Below are 22905 nucleotides of genomic sequence, written 5' to 3'. Positions count from 1 at the left end.
CGGTGGAACTAGCCCGCCTATTCCAGCGTCAATCTAGCACCAAGCGGGCATCTGTTCGGCCCCCCGCAGCTCTCCCGTCAGCCAAGCGCGTCGGGCTTACAGACGAGCGGCGCGCTTGACCGCCAGATAGTGCTCGACCAAGGCTTGCGGCAATTGTCTGGCGGTAACATCCAGTACGGTCAGGCCCTGCGAGCGCAGCCGCCGATGGGCCTGATCGCGCTCGCCGAGATACTGCAAGGTAGCGGCATGACGCAACGCACTGTCGAGATCCTTCACCGGCTGCTTCATTGCCTCGTCCAACACCAGTTCGCGCAAGCTGGCAATGCAAACCAGATGCCGCCGTTGCATCTGCCGAGCCGCCACCGCCAGTTCGTCGCAGTCCTCATCACGGGCATTGGTGATGAAAAGCACCAAGGCACGCCGCGGCTGCCTGATCGCCAATTGGGTAGCGGCGTCGATGAAGTCGGTTGCGATGGGTTTGGCGTGCACGTCGAACAGGTGATCGAGCATGCGGTCGATGGTGTGCAGACCACGCTGTGGCGGCATGAAACGCGGCGTCTCGTCTGCGGTCAAAACGCCAACGGCATCGCCCTGGCGCAGAGCGATATAGGCCACCATCAAGGCCGCATTGAGACTGTGATCGAAGTGCGACAGGCCCTCATCCTCGGCCAGCATGCGCCGGCCGCAATCAAGCACGATCAGTACCTGCTGGTTGCGTTCGTCCTGGTACTCGCGCGAGATCAGGCGCCGCGCGCGCTGGCTGGCCTTCCAGTCAATCTGCCGCATGCTGTCGCCGATGCGGTACTCACGTAACTGGTGAAACTCGGTGCCTTCGCCGCGGCGGCGCTGCAGGTGCGCGCCGATCGTGCGCGAGGCCTGATCGGCACCGACCAGGGCCAACGAGGCCAGCGGCGCGAAGTTGGGGAACACCCGCAGTCGATGCGGCAGATCCAGCTGCCGCTGCTGGCTCCACAGCGCCCAGGGCGAACGCAGACGCAGCTGGCAGGCACTGAACTGGTACTCGCCACGCGCCGCCGGCAGCAGTTCATACTCGAAACCTGCCCGACCGCCCGGCGCCAGCTGCAGTCGACGCGGCAACCCCAGAATCGCCCAGCTGGCCGGGTGGCCGTCATGAACATCGAGTTCCAGCGGAAGGCGCGACAGATTGGCCAGATCGAGACGCACGGCGCGCCGCACCCCAACCGGCACCACTGGCGACAGCTCGCGCTCTAGCTCCGGGCTTGGAGTGCGTTTGAGACGCCAGGCATCGATCAACAGCATGGAAACCAGGCCAGCGGCGCACACCCACCAGGCCTGCATCGGCATCCAGCCGAACACCGCCAGCGCGCCGAGCGCGGCCAAGCCGATCAGCGCCAGCCATTGTGCCGCGGCCGGCCTCACTGACGCGGCGCCTCCACCTTCTCCAGTACGGCGCGCAGCATGTCTTCCACGCCGCGTCCTTCGATCTGCATCTCCGGGCTCAGCGCAATGCGATGACGCAAGGCCGGCAGAGCGATGCTGCGTACGTCATCCGGGGTGACGAAATCGCGACCTTGCACTACCGCCAGACCGCGCGCCGAGCGGACCAGGGCCAGACTTCCGCGCGGCCCGGCGCCCATGGCAATGCCATGCCATTCGCGGGTAGCGCGGGCGATCCGCACGGCATAGTCCAACACCACCGGATCCACCGCGATGGCCGCGGTGGCACGCTGCATGGCAACGATGTCGGCGCCATTGGCGACTGGCCTGACCGCGCTCAGATCGAAGCTGGTGGCGCGTTTGCCCTGACTGACCGCAGCCACCATCCTGACCTCATCTTCCAGCCCCGGATAGGCAATCTTCAGCTTGAGCAGGAATCGATCCAGCTGCGCCTCGGGCAAGGGGTAGGTGCCTTCCTGTTCGATCGGATTCTGCGTGGCGATGGTCATGAACGGCGATTCCAGCGCGAAGCTGCGCGATTCGATGGTGACCTGCTGCTCCTGCATCACTTCCAGCAGGGCCGACTGCGTCTTGGCCGGCGCGCGATTGATCTCATCGGCCAGCAACAGGTTGGCGAACACCGGGCCGCGACGGATCTTGAAGCTTTCGCTCTTCGGGTCGTAGAAGGCATGACCGGAGACGTCGCTGGGCATCAGATCCGGGGTGAACTGAATGCGCGAGAAGCTGCATTCGGTGGCTGCAGCCAGGGCGCGCACCAGCAGGGTCTTGCCCAGGCCGGGCACGCCTTCCAGCAGCACGTGTCCGGCCGACAGCAGGGCGATCAACATCTGATCGAGCACCTCGTCCTGCCCTACGAACGCCTGCGCCACCTGATCGCGGATGGCGGCCACCCGATCGCCGAGCTCGGTGATCGGCATCAACGCCTGCTCGGCGCGTTGGGGAGTCGCTTCGTTCATGACAATCCTTGCATCTGAGTCAATGTGCGGATGGCGAGCGTGAACTGTTCAGCCCGCCCAAGCTGGTGTGGATTGAGCGCCTGCGCCACCGCAGCGGGATCGAGCTTCCAGCGCTCGGCCAGCGCTTTGATAAGGTCGTCCAAAGGCAGAGCAGCCAGGCTGGGATGCTCCTTTTGCAGCTGTAGATCAAAGCGCTTGCGACACTCTGCGTATAGCGGCTCGACCTGCTGCTCGCGAAAGGCGAACTGCCCCGCGGCATCAATATGTTCAAGCAGGGCGCGTCGATCGATGCCGGGCAAGGGCACCGGCGGCCCCAGACTCTGGCTGCGCGCCCACAGCCAGGCCAGCAGGGCCAACAGCAAGGGCAGCACCACCGGCCAGCCGTAGCGCACCAGGATCACATGAGCCGGTGGCATTTCGACGGCATAGACGATATGAATCTTGCCCTCACCCAGCCAGGGCGCCAGCAGCTGCCAGGCCAGTTCTGCATTGGCAGCATTCTCCAGCGCCTTCTTCACCAGCGGCTGGAACGAGGCCAGGGCAATCCACTCGCCATCACCGTAGGCCGCCTTGACGGCGAACCGGCCTGTCGCTGCCGCCGCACCACGCACCTTGCTGACGCTGCTGATCGAGGTGTCCTCATCGTCGAGCAGTTCGCGCAATGCTTCGATCTCGGCTCGACTGCGTCTCTGATAGTCGAGCGCCCAGATCAGGTCATCGTGCGGATAGTACAGGCTAAGCTCGCTGCACACCTCAGATGAGGCCTGCTCTGCAGCACGCCACAGCAGGCATTGCCGCAATTCCTCACTGATCACGCTCAGCCCGAGCTCATCCAGCATTTCGGACTGCTGTGCCGATTCGGTGGCCGGCGCAGCAAACAAGAGGAAACCACCCTCGTACAGCCACTCCTGCAGGGCCCACACTTGCTGCTCAGACAGGCTGCTAAGTGGGCTGGCCAACAACAGCACATCACCCGGCTGCGGCTGCATCGACTCCCACTGCAGATAGGCGCGCGATTCCACCGGATAGCCCATGCCGCGCAAGGTTTCGCCCAGGGCATACAGCGGGTTGTAGCGGGCCTCGCCGCGCGGCGGCAGCGACACTTCCTCTTCGACGTAGTGATAGGTCTGCAGAAAGGCAAACACGGCGACGGCGGTCAGCAGCAACAGGCACAGCCCGACGATGGTCTGCGCGCGGCTCATGACCCTGCTTCCGAGCTCGGCGCATCGGTATGCTGTACGCTCTCTGGCCACTGCTGCAGCAGGCTTTCGACGGCGGCCTGCTCCGGCAGTCGATGGGCATAGGCGGCGGTCTGCCAGGTCCGCACAACGTTGGCCAGCCACTGCGCCAAGCCATGATCATCGAGGCGCCGCGCGCTGCGCAGCACTTCCGATTCGGTGGCCCCCGGCGCCAAGCCGTGGCTCAGTCGCCTGCCAAGTGCAGCCACCGCACCGCGATACAGCAGGGATAGCGCCGCACGCGGCTGTCCTTCCTGCCACAGCCTACGCACCGCCGCCGGGATGTCGTCGGGCAAGGCCGAAGGCGCCTTCGGATCGAGCAGCGGCGACTGAGTTGTCTGGCGCTGCGGCGGCAGCGCACTGGTCCAGTCAGCCCACCAGCGACGCGAGTGAATCAATAGCCAGAGAAGCAGCAACCCGAGCAGGATCCACAGGATGTTCTCGACCAGAAAGGCAACGACTTGTGCCAGCCCCTGAACCCAGCTCGGCGTGGGTGAATTCAACGACGGCTTGAGCTCTTCGATGCGCTGCCATTCGCCGACCAGCTTCTTCGGGTTGAGGTCGGAGTCGCGAAACACCTCGGTCATCGCCTCCTGGTACCGCTGCTCGGGCGGTTCGAAATGCTCGCCGAGCAGAGCGCTGAGCGCCTGTCCCTTGGGCGCTTTCTTGTCTTCAGCCTTGCTCGTGTCTGTGGCCTCCACCTCGAGTTCAGGCGCTGAGGAATCGAGCGCCGCCGCCCTCGCGTCAGCACCGGCGACGCCGCCAGACCACAGCAGCACCGCGAGACACACCGAGGCTGTCAGCGCCGCCACCCGCTTGGCCAGGCGCCGAAAGGCCAGTTCGATATCCCAGGCCTCAAGCTCGGTGCGGCGATTGAGATAGAGGGCGAAGCCGGCGCCGACGTAGAACGGCTCGATCACCCACACCGCCAACCAATAGGCCATGCCCTGCAGAAACTCAGCCCAGGGCGGCGGCTCTTCCAGCATCAGTTCATACATCGCCTTCAGCGAGTCATCGAGGAACTCGACCGGAATCAGCATCAGCACAAAAACGATCAGCGAGCCCCACAGCATCAGCTCTAGATGGGCCCCGACCAGCCAGATCATCGGTGGCGCGCTGGCCTGCCCACGACCGAGCAGACGGGCGCGTTCGGCCCGCGCCTGCCCCACCGGCTGTTCCAGCAGATCCATCGCCAGCAGCAAGCTGCGTGCAGGATGCAATCGACGCCAAAGCAGCCAGGGCCAGATCCGCGACCAGCCCCAGCGCATCTGTTTCAGCGCCTCCCTGATGCTCACCTCCTGACCGAGGATGCCGCGCGATAGCACATAGATCGGCAAGCGATCGAACATCGGCTTGAGCCACCAGAACAGCAGCCCGGCCAACCAGGCGTAACCCAAGGGCGTCAGCGCCAGGTGCAAGGCCAGGAACACCGGCAGCGTGGCCAGCGCCCAGCTACCGAACAGTACCCTGGCGTGTCGACGCACCAGCCCCATGCCGAGGTCAGCCGCTTCCCAGGGCGGCCGCTGACGCAAGACGATGTTAAGTCCGTCAACGCGCATGACGATCCGCAGCCGGGGGCTGATAGCTGCGTCCGCCACGCCACAACCAGATCAGGATCAACAGCCAGAGGCCAATGCCCACGGTGTACTTGATGGCCGCCGGCGTGCTGGCCGTGGACGACCAGAACGCCTCGACCATGGCAGCGAACACCAGCAGCATGAACACGCCGAGCGCCAGCTTGGCACCCTCGATACCGTCCTCCAACAGCGCGCGGGCACGGGTACGTCGGCCCGGTGCGATCAGTGCCATGCCCAGCTTCAAGCCGGCGGCACCCGAGATCACGATCGCCATCAGCTCTGGACCGGAGTGACCCGAGAAAAAGCGCCAGAACGGGTCGCCGTGGCCGATGGCGGTCAGGTGGCCGGCCACAGAACCGAGGATGACGCCGTTGAACAACAGAACGAATACCGGCCCGATCGCGCCAAGCAAGCCGCTGGCGAAGCAACGAAAGCCGATGCTGATGTTGTTCATGATGTAGACGCCGAACATTTCCAGATCGGACTCGGCGTCGCGCGCCTCGCCCCAGCGCTCGGCGCTCGGGTCGTACATGTCTTCCATCTGCGCGATCATTTCTGAATCCAGCAGGCTATGCACCCATTCCGGCTGCCACTGCAGGATCAGCATGCAAGCAATGAACGGCCCAAAGAACAGTGCGGCAGAGGCAAAGTGAAACTGCTTGTTGCGACGAACCAGCCATGGATACTCGGCGGCAAAGAAGTTCACTGCCCGCATCATCTGCGGTTTGGGAGGTCGATACAGCCGGTGATGGCCCTGCTGCATCAAGACCTGCAGACGCGCCAACAGTGCCGGGCTGTAGCCGCGGCGCTGGGCCAGGGCAAAGTCCTGGCAGACCCGTCGATACTCAGCCGCATAGGCGCGTAAATCGGCCGGCGGCGATTTTCCACGCGCTGGCTTGGCGGCCAGCATGTGCTCGAAGCTTTGCCAGCGCGCCTCATGCGCGGTCTCGAACTGATGCTGCTTCATGCGCCAGCCTCGGCACGGCCCATCAAGGTGGCGGCCATGGCGTGCAGATGGCGCACCGCGCCGGGGCCACGGCGCTCGATCATCGGCTGCAGCAGCTCGGCCAGCTCTTCCTGCCGCTCCAAGGTCAGGCCCGGCGAGCGTTCGGCGAAATCGATGATCGCCTGCTTTTCGCTCAGGCTGAGGGCCAATGGCGGGTGTGTTGCCTGCAGTGTCGGCAGCACCGTCTTAACAGGCGGCTTGGGCTCATGAACGACCAGGGTGCCGGCGACACGATCGCCGAGGCGTCGGCATTGCGGATCGGCGAGACTGGCCAGCACGCCAAACCCATACAGCACCGGCAGCATGTCGACCGTGCGCAACAGATTGCGCAGAAAGGAGGCTAGCCAGCCCACCGGCGTGCCGTTGGCATGCACCACACGCAATCCCATGGCGCGCTTGCCGATGGTCTGGCCGTTGCGCAGCACTTCGAACAGGATCGGATACAACCAATAAATCAGAAACAGCAAGATCAAGGTCAGCCCGGCTCCGGTCTTGCCCAGAAAGCCCAGCACCATCGAGCCGATCATCAGCGCAGACAGGCGGACGACGAAATCGATCGCCCAGGCTACGGCGCGCGACATCACCCCAGCGGGATGCAGTCGCAGCGCCACCCCCTCGGGCGTCTCAACCCGATGCTCGGTGTCCAACAACATGGAGTTCAATCGAACAGCGGGAGAAACGCCACACCCTCGATCAGCACTTGACCACGATGCTATCGGCGATCATGTCGTGCATGCAGCGGCGATCTTCGCGGAAGATCAGCAGCGGATCGACCAGGGTCACGATATAGCCAACGATCGGGATCATGCCCAGCAGGGTGACCGGCAGCCAGCGCATGCCGATGACCCGGCCGAGGCTGATCGGTGAACCATCGCCACGCAGGATCTTGATGCTCATCACCCGCTTACCAATGGTCTGACCGTAGCGATGCAACCACAGGCAATTGACCACGACCACGGCGAGAAAGGCCGCCACCATCACGAAACCAAGGATGCCGACCGCTACTTCGCTACCGCCCTGCCCTTCGCGCGGCGCCAGCATGGGTATCAGGATGGCGGCCAGGATGGCTACGCCGCCGAAGGCAAGACCATCAATGATGGCGGCCACCAGACGAATGCCGCGATCGGCCAGCACCAGCTCTTCGCCGAAGCCATCATCGACGCGCGCCTGAGGCGCGGCATAGGGGTTGTGTTCGGGCAGTGGCGGCGGAGTTGACATAGGTGAAAGCCCATCCGTGAGTTCGGCGTGATAGAAGCGCGATCAGAGCACGTCGTTCAGCGTCAATCAAGCCCGGTTAAACGGAAATTTGCCCTGTGACCCGTGGCAGGCGTCAACGATCCAGTCCCTTGTCCAGCGGCCCAGCATGACCTCTAGCAGGTCGAGATTCTGACTTCCGGCACTGAGCTCAAGCCCGGCCCTCGTCGAGCATGATGCTCCTGTTTCCGGATCCGGCCATGCCCATGCGAAACCTCATTACCACGTTCGCCCTGATGACGGCCCTGCTTGCCGCAGAGCCGTCAACGGCGACCCCGCCGCCCGGCGTCGCCGCGGCGCTCGATGAGGCAAAGTCTCATATCGGCGTCGACACTCAGGCCGCGGAAGCCGCCATCGAACGGGCGCTGGAAATTGCGCCGGACGATGCGGAGGTGCAGTTTTATTGCGGCAGGATCATGGGCGCGCGGGCCGAGGAAGGATTCTTCAGCGCCATGAGCTATGCAGGCCGATCCCTCGACTGTCTGCTACGCGCCGTGCAGCTGCGGCCCACACATGTACCCTACCGACGCGCCCTGATGGCCTTCTATCTGGGCGCGCCCGGAATTGCTGGCGGCGACGAGTCGCTGGCTTGGGCCGAGGTCGAGACGATCAGCAAGATGGATCCACGGGCCGGCGCACTGGCGGCACTGTCGTTCTATCGGGAAACCGAGGACCAGACAGCCTATGCCGCCCTGCTCAGCGAGAGTCGAGCGCGATATCCCGAGCTCGCCGAACTGCACCTGCGCCACGGCCTACTGCTGCAGGAGAGCAAGGACTACGCCGGAGCCCATGCCGCCTTTGTCCAGGGCAGTGCCCTGCTTGAAAGCGCGAAGGACGAGGGCGAGCGCGCCCACGCGCTGAATGCCCTCTACCAGATCGGGCGAAACGCCGTGTTCAGTGGAGCCCACACCTTGGATGGCATCGCTGCCATGCAGCGGTTTGTCGAACAGCCGCTGCCAGCAGAACGCGTCCCGCCGAAGGAATGGGCGTGGTTGAGGCTCGCCCAGCTCCTGCACGACAGTGGCCAGCCAGAGCAGGCCCGTCGCCACGCCGACCTTGCCCGCACCCTCGTTGACCGGGAGCTGCACCGTGAACTCCGCAAGCTCGGCTACTGACCTCGTGGCGGATTCCGTGCGACTCAGTGCACGTATGGCAGGCCTGCTGCTGGCCGCCTTCCTGGTTCTGGAGCTGCCGTGCCGAATCCTGCTGCAGCCCGACCCGTGGCTGCTGCACCCGGACCACTGGTACTTCCTGCAGCCGCTTCGCCTGGGCCTCGAAGCACTGCTGGTCGCCGTCGCTGCGCTGATCCTATGGCGGGCTCGACCCGATCTGCTACGGCTCGATGCGGCACATTGGCGCCTGGTGCTGATCGCCATGGTGGTTTCGGCCCTGCTGTTCGGCCTGCTGGAGCACGATCAGCTTGCCGGCAGTCTGTCACTGCCGTGGGGACATTGGCTGGCCTGGCTGGGCAGCGGCTTTCTGATCGGCATCGGTCAGGAGCTGGCCTACCGAGGCCTGCTGTTCAGTGCGCTGCGCCGCTGGCTGACCGACGGCCCCGCGGGATGGCTGACCACCGCGGCCTTCGTGCTGGCGCCACTACATAGCTGGCGCCTGTGGGATCTCGCCAGTCGCGGCGAGTTGGTCAGCGTCGCGCTGCTGATCGCGATCTACATCGGCGCCGGCATGTTGTTCCAGTGGCTGCGTTGCCACACCCGCAGCGTGGTCGCCCCGGCGCTGGTACATGGGGTCGGCAACGCGATCACCTGGGTCGCGGTGTTCTCCTGAGTGGCTCGCCGAGCGGCCTCTGCGGCGACTGGAGGTTGAGCTTCGGGCAGAAGAAGTCGAGACATTTTCCCTTCTCCCTATGCGAGGAGGTGGTGCGAAGCGCCGGATGAGGGTGCAAATACGCGAGACCTGCGGGCCGGGCAACGTTAGCGAACACCCGGCCCCCACCCCCAAGAGGGGCTTTACAGCGACTGCCTCTCATGTCGGAAAGATCAATAATCGATTGCGCCTTAACACACCACTACATCGCAACACAGCCGGCTGGCAGTACTTGTTCCGGCGCGCCAGCGGCCGCTGGACCTACGTAGCGGCAGGGTGTCCCGACATCTAGTCGTTCCGCTTTGAGTCGCAAGCGGCGCTTCGCTCACGGCGCGGAGCGCGCGAGGCGAAGGCGCCCTTCCCACTGATGATGCGGCCGGCTTGGCCCTGGCGCGCCACCGTGGTTTCCAGCCTCATCACTCTGCCGGATCAACCACGGGCGCTAGCTCAGCTCATCCGCACTTCGAATAGCCGCAGCTCAGGCAGGTCTGGCAGCCGTCCATCACTACCATCGCCTGGGTATTGCACTTGTGGCAAAGCGTGGCGCCCGGGGGAAAGCTTCCGGCTTCACCCTTGCTTTCACTGCTGCTGTCACCGCCCTTCTTGCTCTGCGCCTCGAAAGCAGCACGCTTCTCGGCGATCAGCGCGCGTTGGTGCTCGTCGAGTTCTGGATCGACAATCAAACCGATGGTTTTGAGGTGATCTTCGACCACCGCACCGATCTCGGCCACGATGCTCGGCATATAAACGCCACCGGCCTTGAAGTAGCCGCCGCGCGGGTCGAACACGGCCTTCAGTTCCTCAACCAGGAAGGTGACGTCGCCGCCCTTGCGAAACACCGCCGACATGATGCGGGTAATCGCCACGACCCACTGGAAGTGATCCATGTTCTTCGAGTTGATGAAGATCTCGAACGGACGTCGCGATTCGTGCTTGGTGCCCTGGTTGAGCACGATGTCATTGATGGTGACGTACAGCGCGTGCTCGAACAGCGGCGACTTGATCTTGTAGGTGGAACCGACCAGCACCTCGGGGCGCTCGATCTGCTCATGCATGTGGATGACTTCCGCGCGCGGCGCTTCGGTCTTCACCGCCGGCTGGGCTGCCCTTTGCTTCTCATCGCCCGTTTGAACGCTGAAACCCTTGATTTTCTTGCTGATCTTGATCGACACCACACAACTCCCAACAAACAGGCCGGCTGGCCCTGGCGCCCCGACGGGTCGCCGTTGCATTGTAGCCTCGGCTGACCCGAGGCTGCCCTGGCATGGCCCACAGCCCTGCCCTCTGTCACGCCCCGAGCTAGGAATCCCGTCCGCGGCTCTTTGGCACACGGACGGGTCCCTCGGGGCAACTCTGCCGTTTCCGGCCTGATCCTCTGCTGACACCCCCATCCAGGCGTATGTCAGCGCAAACGGTCGCGGCAGAGCCGCGCCACACTTGCATGCTTGACTTCCTGCGCGCCATCCATGGCACGCAAACAATCCGACTGCTGGGTGAGATCAGCAGACGTTTAGCGACCGGCGCGCCTGGCTGCCTTCTTGGCGGCTTTCTTGGCCGGCCCTTTCTTGGCTGGGAGCTTCTTCGCCGGCGCCTTCCTGGCCGCTGCCTTCTTAGCCACTCGTTTCGCCGGGGCATTTTTCTTGGCCGCCTTGGCTACTTTCTTTGCAGCCTTCTTGACCGCCTTCTTCACCGGCGCGGCTTTCTTCGCCACCTTCTTTGCTGCCTTCTTACCGCCACTGCTGACCTTGGCTTTGGCCTCTTCCACCGCGTGAACCACGCTCTTCTTGGCCTTCTCAACCGACTTCTTGGCCTGCTGCACGGACTTCTTTGCGCTCTTCTTGGCCTTGTCGATGCGCTTCTTGGCCGATGCCACCGCCTGCTTGACGTCCTTTGAGGCGGTCTGCACCGCGGCTTCGGCCTGCTTGCGCACGCTGGCAGCGCGCTTCTTCACCACCTTGCGCGCTTCGGCCGCTACCTCCTGCACCTTTTCACTCATCGACTCCACCGCCTGACTGATCGTGGCGGTCACACCATTGCCATTGCTCATAGCCCCTCCTCGTCACGGGCATTGTTACGAGCTTGGACCCCTGTCGGCTGCTCCTGCCCGCCGCCAGACCCGAGAGGTGCGTTCGCGAACCATTCGCTTGAGCACCGATGGGCCTTGCGGCCCAGCCATCCGCCCATCCCGGACAGGTGGTGAAACACGGTGTATCGAAGACCAGCACGGCAGCACCAGAGCGGCTGGTTCAACAGAACTTCCGCAGCTGGAAAACAGGCTAGAACTTGCCGTAGTAGCCCTCTTTCAACGCATCAAACAAGTTTGCCGCGGTGTGGGTTTCACCGTCGTACTCGATTTCCTCATTGCCGCGCGCTTCGATCACACTGCCGTCTTCCAGTTCGAAGCGATACACGGTCTTCTCCAGATCCTGCTCTTTCACCAGCACACCCTGGAAGGCGGCCGGATTGAAGCGGAACGTGGTGCAGCCCTTCAAGCCCTTCTGGTGCGCGTACAGGTAGATGTCCTTGAAATCTTCGTACGGATAGTCGGTCGGCACATTGGCGGTCTTGGAGATCGACGAATCGACCCAGATCTGCGCCGCTGCCTGAATATCGACGTGTGCCTTCGGCGTGATGTCGTCGGCAGCCACGAAGTAGTCCGGCAGCTTGGCCTCCGGCTCGTCGCTGAACGGCATCGCCTTGGAATTCACCAGGGTGCGATAGGCCAGCAGCTCATAGCTGTAGACCTCGACTTTTTCCTTGGTCTTCCTGCCCTCACGAATCACATTGCGTGAGTAGTGATGGGCGAAGCTGGGTTCGATGCCGTTCGATGCATTGTTGGCCAAGGACAGCGAGATGGTGCCGGTCGGGGCAATCGAGCTGTGGTGGGTAAAGCGCGCGCCCACTTCGGACAGCTTATCCACCAGTTGCGGTGCCACCGAGGCCACCTTCTGCATATAGCGACTGTACTTGGCGTGCAGCAGACGGCCCTTGATGGTATCGCCCACCTTGTAGCCGTCTTTGGCCATTTCCGGCCGCTTGCGCAGCATCTCGGCGGTGACCTCGAAGTCCTCACCCATGATCGGCGCCGGACCTTTTTCCTCGGCGAGGCTGAGCGCGACTTCCCAACCAGCGACGGCCATTTCGCGCGCCACCCGCTCGGTGAATTCGCAGCTCTTGTCGGTGCCGTACTTCATTCGCAGCATGGTCAGGGTGCTGCCGAGGCCAAGGAAGCCCATGCCATGACGGCGCTTGCGGATGATTTCCTGGCGCTGCTGCTCCAGGGGCAAACCATTTACTTCGACCACGTTGTCAAGCATGCGGGTGAACACCCGCACCACTTCGCGGTATTCCTCCCAGTCGAAGCGGGCACGGTCGGTGAACGGCTCGCGGACGAAATTGGTCAGATTGACCGAGCCAAGCAGGCAGGCGCCATACGGCGGCAATGGCTGCTCGCCGCAAGGATTGGTAGCGCGAATGGTCTCGCACCACCAGTTGTTGTTCATCTCGTTGACCCGATCGATCAGGATGAAGCCCGGCTCGGCGAAGTCATAGGTGGAGACCATGATCATGTCCCACAGATGGCGGGCCTTGATCTCACCGTAGATCTTGCAAGCCACCAGTCCATCGTCGCGGGTGATATAGCCTTTCTTGGTCGGCCACTCGCGCCAGATGACCTTGCTGGCATCGTCCAGGTCGATGCCCTCTTCTTCCTTGCGGTTGACCGGGAAGACCAGTGGCCAGTCAGCGTCCTGCTTCACCGCCTCGATGAACCCATCGGTGATCAGCAGCGACAGGTTGAACTGGCGCAGACGCCCGTCTTCGCGCTTGGCACGAATGAACTCCTTAACATCTGGATGCGCCACATCGAAGGTGCCCATCTGGGCGCCGCGACGGCCGCCGGCGGAACTGACGGTGAAGCACATCTTGTCGTAGATATCCATGAAGGACATCGGCCCAGAGGTGTAGGCGCCGGCACCGGCCACGAACGCACCGCGCGGGCGCAGGGTGCTGAACTCGTAGCCGATACCGCAGCCGGCCTTCAGGGTCAGCCCGGCTTCGTGAACCTTCTCCAGGATGCCGTCCATGGAATCGGTGATGGTGCCCGACACCGTGCAGTTGATCGTGCTGGTAGCCGGCTTGTGCTCCAGCGCACCGGCGTTCGAGGTGATCCGGCCAGCGGGAATCGCGCCGCGGCGCAGGGCCCAGAGAAAGCGCTCGTACCAGTACTTCTGCTTCTCCGCGCTCGGCTCCGCCTCGGCCAGGGCCCGCGCGACGCGCTTGTAGGTATCGTCGATGTCGCGGTCTACCGCTTCGCCGCGTTTGGTTTTCAGGCGGTATTTCTTATCCCAGATGTCCTGCGAAGCCGGCTGCAAGGGAATTGCCACCGCGTCATTCTTCACCGCTTCCAAGCGTACCGTGCTCATTCCAGTTCCTCGTCTCCCGAGACGCTGTCGCGCCTCTCTCAAATCGCCCGCCCGCCATGCAGATGACCCTCCCCTGGGCTCGGAACTGCGTTGCCGGCTTGGCACATGTCTTTGTTTTTAAACTTTTCCGTCCCTGAAGATCCCCATGCTGCGTCGCAGCACCACTATAGATTGTGGTCTTCTTGATTGGGACCACTATATATAGTGGCCCGGCATGCGAACCCTACGCCGCGTGCCAGATGCTGTCAACGAGTTGCAATGAAGTGAATTTCACTCTCTCGCGCGCCCCGCTTGGGGAACTGCCATTCCTCAGCGATGGTCATCTGACGAACGGTCTCCACCAGGGCGACTCAAGGAAGGAAACACCATGTCTGGTCTCCAATCTGTTCTCTTGCGCAGCGTAATCGCGCTGGCTTGGCTGCTGTTCGGGGTCTGCGCCTCGGCTGCATTGCCGGCTGAGGTCGATGGCCAACCCCTGCCCTCCCTGGCCCCGATGCTCGAGCGGGTCACGCCAGCGGTGGTCAACATCCACAGCCGCACTCGCGTGCGGGTACGCAATCCATTGGCCGACGACCCATTCTTTCGCCATTTCTTCGGCCTGCCGGCCATGCCGCAGGAGCGCGTGCAGCAGTCACTCGGTTCGGGGGTGATCGTCGACGCCGAACAGGGGCTGGTACTGACCAACAATCACGTTGTCGAGGGCGCGGATGATATCCAGGTGACCCTGGCCGATGGCCGCACGCTGAGCGCGGAATTCGTCGGTTCCGACCCAGACACCGACGTTGCCCTGGTGCGCGTGCCGGCCGAACGCCTCAGCGCTGTGCGCTGGTCCGACCAGCACTCGCTCAGGGTCGGTGATTTTGTCGTGGCCGTGGGCAATCCCTTCGGACTGGGTCAAACCGTTACCTCGGGCATTGTCTCCGCACTGGGCCGGCAGGGCCTGTCCGGGCTTGGCTATCAGAATTTCATCCAGACCGATGCCAGCATCAACCCGGGCAACTCCGGCGGCGCCCTGGTCAATCTGCGCGGCGAATTGGTCGGCATCAACACGGCCATCTACTCACCCTCCGGCGGCAACGTGGGGATCGGCTTTGCCATTCCAATCGAATTGGCCCGCGAGGTCATGCGTCAACTGCTGGCCTTCGGCGAAGTTCGCCGTGGCAGCCTGGGTATTCAAACCCAGGACATCGATGCCGCGATGGCGCAATGGCTGGAACTCAAGGATCGTCGCGGTGCCGTGATCACCCGCGTGCAGGAAGATTCGCCGGCTGATCGGGCCGGACTGAAGCCCGGTGATGTAGTGGTGCGACTCGGCGACAGCGTGATCAGTGATCGACAGGCCCTGCACAATGCCGAAGGCTTGCTGCCGGTGGAACGGCCGGTGCAGCTGGAAATCCTTCGCGAAGGTCAGCGTCAGCGTCTGCAGGTGGTGGTCCAGGCCAAGGCCAGCAGCCTGAGCGGGGAGAGTCTGGATGCGCGCCTGGCCGGGTCGAAACTGGTCGAACTGCCGGAACGCCTGCGCCAGCGCGGTGTGCGCGGCGTACGCGTCGATCAGGTCGCCGAGGGCAGCCGGGCGGCGCTGAACGGTCTGCGCGAAGGCGATCTCATCGTTGCGCTCAACCGCCGCGAGTTCGAAGATCTGGACGCACTGCGCAAGGACCTGCAGCGCCCGCCGCGGCAATTGCTGCTGACCGTGGTGCGCGGACGCGGCGCGCTGCTGCTGCTGGCCGAATGAGACCGCAATATGAGCGCTGGGTCACGGGCCACCGCGTGCTATCGTGGTGGCCTGTTTCTCCGCGGTCTGCCAGGCCTTGATTCGCGCCATTACCCTCGATCTTGACGACACGCTGTGGCCGATCGCCCCGGTGATCGAACGAGCCGAGCACGCCGTGCAAGCGTATTTCGCCGAGTATTGTCCCGAGGTGGCCAAGCGCTTTCCGATCACCGCCATGCGTGCCCTGCGTGAGCGGATCGCCGCCCAGCACCCGCACCTCAGCCATGATTTCAGCGAACAACGGCGCCTGTCCTTGCGGGCCGCCCTGGACGCTTGCGCTGCCCCGCATGCCCATCTGGAGCCCGCTTTCGAGGCCTTCTTCAGCGCCCGCAATCAGGTCGAGCTATATCCGGACAGTGAGGCAGCGCTGCGCCTGCTGGCCGCCCGGTTCCCGCTGGCGGCGCTGACCAATGGCAATGCCGACCTTGGCCGGATTGGTCTGGCCGAATGGTTCTGCTTCAGCCTGGGGGCTCGCGAACATGGTGCGCCCAAGCCGGTCGCCAGCATCTTCCTCGCCGCCTGCGACCGCCTCAACACCGCCCCCGAATATACCTTGCACGTCGGCGACGACCCCTGGCTTGATGTCGAAGGCGCGCGCGCCGCGGGCCTGCGCACTTGCTGGATCAATCGCCACAACAGCGCATGGCCCGCCACACTGCCGCCCCCGGACTGGCAGGTAGATTCGCTGGACAAACTACACGCCTTGTTACAACCCAGTCAGGCAGACTACGCCTGACCTCTCGCAATGGAATCGCGCATGTCTCTACCGCCCTGCTTCGCCGCTCCTGACGCCCTTGAACAAGCGGTTCCACTGATCGTGGTGGACCGCGAGAGCCTGACCAAGGTGCTGACCGAACTGCCGGCCCACGCCGGCGCATGGGTGAAGGCGCAGGGTTTCAATGCCGACCCACAGAGCTGCGTGGCGATTCCCAATGAACAAGGCCAGCTGGGACTGGCCCTGGTCGGTGCCTCGCGCGGCGACGATCCGCTCACCCTGGCAGCGGCCCCCTGGCTGCTGCCGCGCGCCGACTATCACCTCGACAGCACGCGCGGGTTGGCCATCGACCCGGGCCAGGCACTGCTCGGCTGGGGACTCGGCGCCTATCAGTTCAATCGCTACAAGAAGCCAGCCAAGGAGCCGGCCCGTCTGGTGCTGGATGGCGATGCTCGTCTGCGCTCCGAGGCTTTCGCGGTACTGAAAGCCAGCACCCTGGTGCGCGACCTGGTCAACACGCCGACCGAGGACATGGGACCAGACGAACTCGAAGCGGTGATCCGCCGCGTGGCCCACGCCTATGATGGCGAGTGCCGTTCCTGGTGCGGAGACGATCTGTTACGCAATAACTTCCCGGCAATTCACGCAGTGGGCCGTGCCAGCCACCGTGCTCCACGCCTGATCGAAGTGTTATGGGGCGATCCTGCTCACCCGCGGATCAGCATCGTCGGCAAGGGCGTGTGCTTTGATACTGGCGGACTCGATATCAAGCCCGCCGACGGCATGCGCAACATGAAGAAGGACATGGGCGGTGCCGCGCATGCAGTGGCACTGGCGCAGCTGGTCATGGCACGCAAATTGCCGGTACGTATGCAGCTGCTGATCGGCGCGGTCGAAAACGCCATTGGACCGAATGCCTATCGTCCAGGCGAGGTGTTAAGTACGCGCGCTGGGATCAGCATCGAGATCGACAATACCGATGCCGAGGGCCGCGTGGTGCTGTGCGACGCGCTGACCTATGCGGTCGAAGAGAAGCCGCAGCTGCTGATCGATTTCGCCACCTTGACCGGTGCGGCGCGGATTGCACTGGGGCCGGATCTGCCCGCGCTGTTCTGCAACGACGACGCCCTTGCCAATGACTACCTGGCCGCCGCCGAGGCCAACGCCGACCCGATCTGGCGCCTGCCGCTGTGGCGCCCCTACCTCAGCATGCTGAGCAGCAATGTGGCCGACCTGGCCAATAGCGGCAGCAGCCGCCTGGGCGGCGCAATCACCGCAGCGGTGTATCTCGATCGTTTCGTACCCAACACCCTGCCCTGGGCGCATATCGACGTCTATGCCTGGAACGACGCCAACCGCCCAGGCAAGCCGGCCGGAGGCGAAGCACAGGGCTTACGCGCGGCATTTGGCTTGCTGAAGAAGCGTTACCTGGCCTAGCCCGGCACTCGCCACGCAGCAGGTGCAACGCAAGCATTGTTTGGCACGATTTGCAGCCAAATGGCGACTTTGACCTAGCGCACGCGGACCGATCGTGTGGCACTGGAGCTGCCCTACAAGCGCCCGCGCTGCGGGCTCGATCGGCCCGGATAGACGTTTCCTACGCGGTTCCGAACAAGACACACAACACGCACCGACGAAGTGCTAATAATCGGCGTCTCGGGCATGGCTTTCTTGCAGTCGATGTGCTTTTCTAAACCTCCCGCGGCCTGATCGACGTCGTGTTGTACAGGCCTTATCAGGCTGCTGAGACTCATTTCAGCAGCCCGATAAGGCGCGCCATGGATGGTGCACACGGAAATCGAACACAGAACGTGTTTGATTTCAGCAACCTGTCAGGAGAGCCAATGAGTTCGTTGCGACTACGCACCTTGTTGGGCGTTTCCTTGCTGGCCGCAGCCCTGCTGGTGGCGGCCGTGCCGCTGTCGCGCCTGATGCTGGAGCCCAGCTTCGATCAGTTCGAGCTGGATAGTGCCCAACAGTCGATGGAACGGCTCCGCCTGCTGTTGCAGTCAGAGGCGCGTACCTTTCAGGAGGTCACCCGTGACTATGCTCATTGGAGTGAGACGGTCGCCCTGCTACGTGGCAATCGCCCGCACTGGCGGCAGAAGCATCTCGATGATTCGGTTTTCACCCTGTTCGATTTTGATGCTGTACTGATCGCCAGCCCGGACCTGCAACGCAGCTTCAGCTTCGTGCCGGCCGGTGGCAGGCTCTGGGCAGACGAGGCAGAATCCAACACGCTGTTCAAGCAGCTGGAGCAGCGCTGGCTGGACGATGCTGAAACGCGCAGTGTCCTGACGGTGGAACGACCACGGGCCGATATCGAGTTCCATCAGGGGGAACCTTATTTGGTGGCGCGCAGCTCGGTACTCGATCCTGCCGACTCCACTCGCACCGCCCACGGACTGATGGTCTGGCTGCGCAAGCTCGATGCTTCGCGACTGGCCGTCATGCACCGCGCCGCGCAGCTGCCGTTTTCCTTGCAGCCGCATCTGGCCGGCATGCCCAGCGAACTTAGCATAGAGTTCAACGGAGACAAGCTGTCGGCGGTGATGCCGCTGGAAAGCGGCCATCTCGGCGACGGTGCAGTGGCACTGGTCCACATGCCAAGGCCACTGGTGGAACAGCGACATGCCGTTGAACAGACTATCTGGTGGATGCTGGCGGTCGCCATCGCCGCCTGCGCCCTGCTCGGTTTTGGCGTAGCCGACCTGCTGGTCGGGCGGCGCATTCGTCGCTTGAGCGTGCTGATCCACCGCCTGCGCGCAGGCAATGTCGACAGCGTACTCGGCGCTGCCCCTGCACGCGGCCTGCTGCGCCGCGATGAGATCGACAATCTCAGCGACGACGTGCGGCGGATCAGCCGGGAAATCGAAGCCCGACTGGTCGGTGTGCGCGAACAATCCGAGCGTGACTTTCTGACCGGCCTGGGCAACCGGGCGCGCTTGATGAACGAACTGCCCGCTGCGCTCGGCGTGGGCCCCGACCGCGGCCGCTACCTGGTCTTGATGTTGATCGACCTGGACGGCTTCAAGCAGGTCAACGACACCCTGGGCTATCACGCTGGCGATGCCTTGTTGCGCGAAGCCGCGCTACGCATTGGCGACAACGCGCTGCCGCCGGCCAGCGCCTATCGCCTGGGCGGTGATGAATTCGCCTTGCTAGTGCCGCAGGTCGACAGCGAAACGCTGGCCGAGCAGATCGCTGTCCGCGTGTCGATGAGCTTGCAGACCACCCGCATCGTCGATGGTCGGCACGTACCGGTCAGCGCCAGCGTCGGTATCGCCCTGTCGGCCTACCAGCAGCCGCTGGATGCCTCGGAGATGCTGATACGTGCCGACATCGCCCTGCTCGATGCCAAGAACAGCGAGCGCGGTGGAATACGCCTGTTCAGTGAGCACGCCCACAATGCGTTCCGCGATCGCATCGAACTCGAGTCGCTGTTGCGCGGCGCCCTGAAAGAGCAGGCGCTGCAGGCCTGGCTGCAGCCGGTGGTTGCCAGCGGCAACTCTCGGGTGGTGGGCTTTGAAGCACTGGCACGCTGGCACGACCCGGTGCGCGGTTGGGTCGAGCCCGGACGCTTCATCGCCGCAGCCGAGCGTGCCCAGCTGATCCCGGATGTCGATCTCTGCGTTACTGAACGTGCCATTCAACTGTGGCTGCCGCTGCGCAGTTACCTGCCGCGGGCGCGCTTGAATGTCAACGTGTCTGCCAAGAGCCTGCTGGCGGCAGATTTTCTGCCGCGGTTCGCTGAGCTGCTGAATCGATACCAGGTACCCGCCAAACTGCTGGCGGTGGAATTGACCGAGAGCGAACTCGGTATTTCGGACGAGCGACTGGAGGCTGCTCTGGCCGAGTTGCGACGCCTGCAGGTGCCGCTGATCGTCGATGACTTCGGTGTCGGCGCGTCGTCCCTGAGTCGCCTGGCGCGCCTGCGCCCCGCCGGGGTCAAGATCGACGGCAGCTTTGTCCGCGACCTGGAAGGCGACGGCGGACGCATCTGCCGCGTGGTGCTGGAGCTGGCCCGAGAGCTAGGCATGACAGTAACCGCCGAGTTTGTCGAAAACGCCTACCAGGCCGAACGCCTGGCCGAGATGGGCTGCCACTTTCAACAGGGCTTCCGCTATTCCGCCGCGCTCAGCGGCGATCGACTGGAGCGCTGGGTCAGCGAGCGACTGCGGCTGGAAATGCCGATCAGCCGTGATCCGCCGATAGGCGCGGGATTTCTGTCCTGAGCGACGCCAACACCGGGTGGCGTTGCATTATTCCCGCGTAAATGCGCGCAAGCGGGATTCCAGCGCTTTCGTTCGTCGAGCGATACATGGTGACCAGAGCACTGCACCCCCGCATGCGCGGGGGTGACGAGCAAAGGGCGGCGCGGCAAATGCCCCGCGCAGGCGGCGCGGCAAACGGGTCAGTTTGCCTTGGCCGCGCTGGGATACACCTGTGCGGCCAGGGCGCGGTCGTCCCGTAGCAGGCCTATGGCATCTACCAGCACTTGCGCCGCTTCCCGCAGCAAGGGATCTGGACGCTCCTGCGGCTGTTCGCCCGCGCCTTCTTCGTCCGCTTCAACGCCGCGCTCGTCGGCCTGCAGGCCATCGTCAAGCCCAGCCAGCCCATCGGTGCCCAGGCCGGCGGCCTTGCGCGCCTCTTCGCGCGCCTTGCGCTTGGACTCCTTGGCCTCGCGCTCAGCCTGACGCTTGGCGAAATTCAGAGAGATCTCCTGCTGTTCGCGCTGACGTCGATACTCTGCGACGTCCTCGCTCCACCAGCGGAACTCAAGGTCTTCGCCGGCGCGGGATTCGTGCAACTTCTGCAAGGCCGGAATCAGGGGCGCAAAGTCGGCCAGTGACTGGTGCGAGGCGCGATCGATTTCCGTCCACGGCAAGGCATTGTCGTAGGCGCTCTCACCATAGTCCTCGGCATCCAGGGTCACCGGGAAGGCGATATCAGGCACCACCCCTTTGTGCTGGGTCGAGCCGCCGCTGACGCGGAAGAACTGCGCCACGGTCAGTCGAATCTGTCCCAGCCCCGGCGACTCCTTCGAGGCGAAGCGATCAAGATCGACCAGATTCTGCACCGTGCCCTTGCCGAAAGTGGGTTCGCCGATGATCAGGCCGCGACCATAATCCTGGATTGCGCCGGCAAAGATCTCCGAAGCCGAGGCCGAGGCACGATTCACCAGCACCGCCATCGGGCCTTCCCAGGCCACGCCGGGTACATCGTCCTTTTCCACCGAGACGCGCTTGGTGTAGTCGCGCACCTGCACCACCGGCCCCTTGTCAATGAACAGGCCGGTCAGTTCGATCGCCTCGGTCAATGAACCACCGCCGTTGTTGCGCAGGTCGATCACCAGACCATCGATCTTCTCTTTCTTCAGCTCAGCCAGCAGTTTCGCCACGTCGCGTGAAGCGGAGCGGTAGTCGGCCTCGTCACGCCGCCGGCCTTCGAAATCCTGATAGAAGGTGGGCAGATCAATCACACCGATGCGTCGCGTCTGATCACCTTCGGTCAGCTCAATCACTCGCTTCTTCGCTGCTTGCTCTTCCAGCTTCACCTTTTGCCGCACCAGGGTCACCATCTGGTGCTCGCCGTCCAGCCCGGCCGTGGCCGGAATGACATCGAGGCGTACCGAGCTGTCTTTCGGACCGCGGATCAACTCCACCACATCGTCGATGCGCCAGCCGACCACATCGGTCACCGCACCCTGTTCGCCCTGACCTACGCCGACGATGCGGTCGCCGACTTTCAGCTTGCCACTGAGGTCGGCAGGCCCGCCCGGCACGATCGAGCGAACGATGGTGTACTCATCGTCACGCTGCAGCACCGCACCGATACCTTCCAGGCTCAGGCGCATCGAGATGTTAAAGTTCTCGGAGGTGCGCGCATTCATGTATGCGGTATGCGGCTCAATCGAGTTCGCATAGGCATTGAGGAAGGTCTGGAACACGTCCTCGGCCTTCAGTTCGGCGACCCGTTTGGAGTAGGTGTCATAGCGCTTGCTCAGCGTCTCGACGATCGCCTTGTCTTCCTTGCCGGCCAGCTTCAGCCGCAAGTAGTCGTTCTTGACCCGCTTCTCCCATACCTTGTCCAGCGCGTCGCTGGTCTGTTCCCAAGGCAGATCTTCGCGTTTGAACACGTAGCTATCGTCGGACTCAAATTCAAACGGCTTGTTCAAGCGGGCACTGACGTAGTCGGTGCGCTCGGCGACCCGCTTGCGATACAGGTTGAAGATGTCGAACGCAGGCTGCAGATCGCCGCGCAGCAGCGCGTCATCCAGCTGCAGGCGCCAGGGCCGGAAGCGCTCGATGTCGCTGGCCAGGAAGAACAGCCGATCGCCATCAAGGGATTCCAGGTAGGCGTCGTAGATTTCCTTCGAAAGCTCATCGTCCAGCGCGCGCGGGCTGTAATGAAAGCGTGAGTTGCTGAGGAACTCGCGCACCCATCCGGCAGCAAAGCTCTGCCGGGCCTCGGGTTGCAGTCCAAGCTGGGAGATCGGCTCGGGCTTGGCCAGCACCGCCTGAGCCAATGCCAGACCAAATACGCTCAAGGCCACGACCCCGGCGCGCACGCTGCGATTGCTTTGCATTCTCTTCATTCTGCTGCCTCTGCCATGCTGCTGCATTGAGACCGCGACGACGGCCCCAGGTTCCACCATGCCGCGAATTGCCTCCGCTGACCAGTGACTTTGGTAGCA

At 63.6% G+C, this 22905-nt stretch carries 17 protein-coding genes; 6 read left to right on the top strand and 11 right to left on the bottom strand.

What is annotated here, in order from left to right:
- Window positions 1–96: 96 nt before the first annotated feature.
- From IFO71_RS07075 to IFO71_RS07045, 7 genes are read right to left on the bottom strand one after another with little or no spacing between them, the layout of a single operon-like run.
- Complete coding sequence (locus IFO71_RS07075) at window positions 97–1401, bottom strand: DUF58 domain-containing protein (RefSeq protein ID WP_332309341.1); 1305 nt, start codon at window positions 1399–1401, stop codon at window positions 97–99.
- On the bottom strand, window positions 1398–2396 hold the full coding sequence (locus IFO71_RS07070; RefSeq protein WP_225444458.1) for an AAA family ATPase: 999 nt from the start codon (window positions 2394–2396) through the stop codon (window positions 1398–1400). Before IFO71_RS07070 ends, IFO71_RS07075 begins: the two co-directional genes overlap by 4 nt.
- Window positions 2393–3598 carry a DUF4350 domain-containing protein gene (locus tag IFO71_RS07065; protein WP_192028838.1) on the bottom strand — a complete coding sequence of 402 codons (1206 nt, stop codon included), beginning with the start codon at window positions 3596–3598 and terminating at the stop codon, window positions 2393–2395. The genes IFO71_RS07070 and IFO71_RS07065 overlap by 4 nt, the downstream gene beginning before the upstream one ends.
- Entirely contained in the window at window positions 3595–5193 is a 1599-nt protein-coding gene (locus IFO71_RS07060) for a DUF4129 domain-containing protein (protein WP_192028837.1), read from the bottom strand. Before IFO71_RS07060 ends, IFO71_RS07065 begins: the two co-directional genes overlap by 4 nt.
- A complete protein-coding gene (locus IFO71_RS07055) occupies window positions 5183–6178 on the bottom strand; it encodes a stage II sporulation protein M (protein WP_192028836.1) in 996 nt (331 codons plus the stop codon). The genes IFO71_RS07060 and IFO71_RS07055 overlap by 11 nt, the downstream gene beginning before the upstream one ends.
- Window positions 6175–6870, bottom strand: a complete 696-nt coding sequence (locus IFO71_RS07050) for an RDD family protein (protein ID WP_332309340.1) — start codon at window positions 6868–6870, stop codon at window positions 6175–6177. The genes IFO71_RS07055 and IFO71_RS07050 overlap by 4 nt, the downstream gene beginning before the upstream one ends.
- A 40-nt stretch (window positions 6871–6910) precedes the next feature.
- A complete protein-coding gene (locus IFO71_RS07045; RefSeq protein WP_192028835.1) occupies window positions 6911–7435 on the bottom strand; it encodes an RDD family protein in 525 nt (174 codons plus the stop codon).
- Window positions 7436–7671: 236 nt separating this feature from the next.
- On the opposite strand from IFO71_RS07045, the gene IFO71_RS07040 reads away from it, so the two are divergent.
- Together IFO71_RS07040 and IFO71_RS07035 are read left to right on the top strand one after the other, a co-directional pair.
- Window positions 7672–8586 (top strand): tetratricopeptide repeat protein, encoded by a 915-nt coding sequence (locus IFO71_RS07040; protein ID WP_192028834.1) that lies wholly within the window; start codon window positions 7672–7674, stop codon window positions 8584–8586.
- A gap of 34 nt (window positions 8587–8620) precedes the next feature.
- Window positions 8621–9256: a CPBP family intramembrane glutamic endopeptidase gene (locus IFO71_RS07035; protein WP_192028833.1), complete on the top strand. Its 636-nt coding sequence runs from the start codon at window positions 8621–8623 to the stop codon at window positions 9254–9256.
- 491 nt (window positions 9257–9747) lie between these two features.
- Here the strand turns inward: IFO71_RS07035 and IFO71_RS07030 are convergent, their stop codons facing one another.
- The 3 genes from IFO71_RS07030 to IFO71_RS07020 all read right to left on the bottom strand — a co-directional run bounded on the left by IFO71_RS07030 (window position 9748) and on the right by IFO71_RS07020 (window position 13719).
- Window positions 9748–10467 (bottom strand): TSCPD domain-containing protein, encoded by a 720-nt coding sequence (locus tag IFO71_RS07030; RefSeq protein WP_192028832.1) that lies wholly within the window; start codon window positions 10465–10467, stop codon window positions 9748–9750.
- Between the two features lie 338 nt (window positions 10468–10805).
- Window positions 10806–11342 (bottom strand): hypothetical protein, encoded by a 537-nt coding sequence (locus tag IFO71_RS07025; protein ID WP_192028831.1) that lies wholly within the window; start codon window positions 11340–11342, stop codon window positions 10806–10808.
- Between the two features lie 229 nt (window positions 11343–11571).
- Window positions 11572–13719: an adenosylcobalamin-dependent ribonucleoside-diphosphate reductase gene (locus IFO71_RS07020; protein ID WP_192028830.1), complete on the bottom strand. Its 2148-nt coding sequence runs from the start codon at window positions 13717–13719 to the stop codon at window positions 11572–11574.
- Window positions 13720–14086: 367 nt separating this feature from the next.
- Between IFO71_RS07020 and IFO71_RS07015 the strand changes: the two genes are divergently transcribed.
- From IFO71_RS07015 to IFO71_RS07000, 4 genes are all read left to right on the top strand, one after another.
- Window positions 14087–15454, top strand: a complete 1368-nt coding sequence (locus IFO71_RS07015) for a DegQ family serine endoprotease (RefSeq protein ID WP_192028829.1) — start codon at window positions 14087–14089, stop codon at window positions 15452–15454.
- Between the two features lie 43 nt (window positions 15455–15497).
- A complete protein-coding gene (locus tag IFO71_RS07010) occupies window positions 15498–16229 on the top strand; it encodes an HAD family hydrolase (RefSeq protein ID WP_332309339.1) in 732 nt (243 codons plus the stop codon).
- A 21-nt stretch (window positions 16230–16250) separates the two neighbouring features.
- A complete protein-coding gene (locus IFO71_RS07005) occupies window positions 16251–17645 on the top strand; it encodes a leucyl aminopeptidase family protein (RefSeq protein WP_192028828.1) in 1395 nt (464 codons plus the stop codon).
- A 407-nt stretch (window positions 17646–18052) separates the two neighbouring features.
- Window positions 18053–20443: a putative bifunctional diguanylate cyclase/phosphodiesterase gene (locus IFO71_RS07000; RefSeq protein ID WP_192028827.1), complete on the top strand. Its 2391-nt coding sequence runs from the start codon at window positions 18053–18055 to the stop codon at window positions 20441–20443.
- Window positions 20444–20622: 179 nt separating this feature from the next.
- Here IFO71_RS07000 and IFO71_RS06995 read toward each other — a convergent pair whose 3' ends face one another.
- Window positions 20623–22797 carry a carboxy terminal-processing peptidase gene (locus IFO71_RS06995; protein ID WP_192028857.1) on the bottom strand — a complete coding sequence of 725 codons (2175 nt, stop codon included), beginning with the start codon at window positions 22795–22797 and terminating at the stop codon, window positions 20623–20625.
- Between the last annotated feature and the right edge of the window lie 108 nt (window positions 22798–22905).

Origin of the sequence: Pseudomarimonas arenosa (genome assembly GCF_014841215.1) — a bacterium.
Taxonomy (GTDB): Bacteria; Pseudomonadota; Gammaproteobacteria; order Xanthomonadales; family Xanthomonadaceae; genus Pseudomarimonas; species Pseudomarimonas arenosa.
Note: the sequence above shows the minus strand (reverse complement) of the source record. Positions and strands in the feature narration are given on the sequence as shown.

Coding starts and splice junctions, on each gene's coding strand:
- IFO71_RS07070 (WP_225444458.1), bottom strand. CDS start 2,396: ATGAACGAAGCGACTCCCCAACGCGCCGAGCAGGCGTTGATGCCGATC.
- IFO71_RS07065 (WP_192028838.1), bottom strand. CDS start 3,598: ATGAGCCGCGCGCAGACCATCGTCGGGCTGTGCCTGTTGCTGCTGACC.
- IFO71_RS07060 (WP_192028837.1), bottom strand. CDS start 5,193: ATGCGCGTTGACGGACTTAACATCGTCTTGCGTCAGCGGCCGCCCTGG.
- IFO71_RS07055 (WP_192028836.1), bottom strand. CDS start 6,178: ATGAAGCAGCATCAGTTCGAGACCGCGCATGAGGCGCGCTGGCAAAGC.
- IFO71_RS07050 (WP_332309340.1), bottom strand. CDS start 6,870: ATGTTGTTGGACACCGAGCATCGGGTTGAGACGCCCGAGGGGGTGGCG.
- IFO71_RS07045 (WP_192028835.1), bottom strand. CDS start 7,435: ATGTCAACTCCGCCGCCACTGCCCGAACACAACCCCTATGCCGCGCCT.
- IFO71_RS07040 (WP_192028834.1), top strand. CDS start 7,672: ATGCCCATGCGAAACCTCATTACCACGTTCGCCCTGATGACGGCCCTG.
- IFO71_RS07035 (WP_192028833.1), top strand. CDS start 8,621: ATGGCAGGCCTGCTGCTGGCCGCCTTCCTGGTTCTGGAGCTGCCGTGC.
- IFO71_RS07025 (WP_192028831.1), bottom strand. CDS start 11,342: ATGAGCAATGGCAATGGTGTGACCGCCACGATCAGTCAGGCGGTGGAG.
- IFO71_RS07020 (WP_192028830.1), bottom strand. CDS start 13,719: ATGAGCACGGTACGCTTGGAAGCGGTGAAGAATGACGCGGTGGCAATT.
- IFO71_RS07015 (WP_192028829.1), top strand. CDS start 14,087: ATGTCTGGTCTCCAATCTGTTCTCTTGCGCAGCGTAATCGCGCTGGCT.
- IFO71_RS07005 (WP_192028828.1), top strand. CDS start 16,251: ATGTCTCTACCGCCCTGCTTCGCCGCTCCTGACGCCCTTGAACAAGCG.
- IFO71_RS07000 (WP_192028827.1), top strand. CDS start 18,053: ATGAGTTCGTTGCGACTACGCACCTTGTTGGGCGTTTCCTTGCTGGCC.
- IFO71_RS06995 (WP_192028857.1), bottom strand. CDS start 22,797: ATGCAAAGCAATCGCAGCGTGCGCGCCGGGGTCGTGGCCTTGAGCGTA.